Origin of the sequence: Actinomadura sp. KC06 (assembly GCF_004348735.1) — a bacterium.
Classification (GTDB): Bacteria; Actinomycetota; Actinomycetes; order Streptosporangiales; family Streptosporangiaceae; genus Spirillospora.
The window spans coordinates 1-608 of sequence record NZ_SMKT01000414.1; the positions used below are offsets into that span (position 1 = coordinate 1).

Annotated in this window: 1 protein-coding gene; it reads left to right on the forward strand. The window is 69.1% G+C overall.

What is annotated here, in order from left to right:
- Positions 1-160 precede the first annotated feature (160 nt).
- The coding region (locus tag E1287_RS43410; protein WP_165969488.1) for an AAA family ATPase at positions 161-608 on the forward strand (448 nt) is incomplete at its 3' end.

The following is a 608-nucleotide window of genomic DNA, read 5'->3' on the forward strand; positions in this document are numbered from 1 at the left end:
CCGCACCACCGCACACCGCCCCGACCAGCCCCGACACGCCACCACACCCGCGAACCGATCACCCCCACCGCGCACGTATCCCCCGCGAACGGGTACAAGCGATCGCGTAGGGTCGAAAGGCGCCCAGCCCGGCACCCAAGGGACAGTGAGGGAATCCCACATGACCATCGCCGCCACCGACGTCGACGAGGCCGCCGCCCTCCTGCAGACCACCCTCGCCGAAGTCAAAAAGGTCATCGTCGGCCAGGACCACATGGTCGAACGCATGATCGTCGCGCTCCTCGCCCGCGGCCACTGCCTCGTCGAAGGCGTCCCCGGCGTCGCCAAGACCCTCGCCGTCGACACCCTCGCCCACGTCGTCGGCGGCACCTTCGCCCGCCTCCAGTTCACCCCCGACCTCGTCCCCTCCGACATCGTCGGCACCCGCATCTACCACCCCTCCACCGAACAGTTCGACGTCGAACTCGGCCCCGTCTTCGTCAACTTCGTCCTCGCCGACGAGATCAACCGCGCCCCCGCCAAAGTCCAGTCCGCCCTCCTGGAGGTCATGGCCGAACGCCAGGTCTCCCTCGGCGGCAACACCTACCCCCTCCCCACCCCCTTCATCG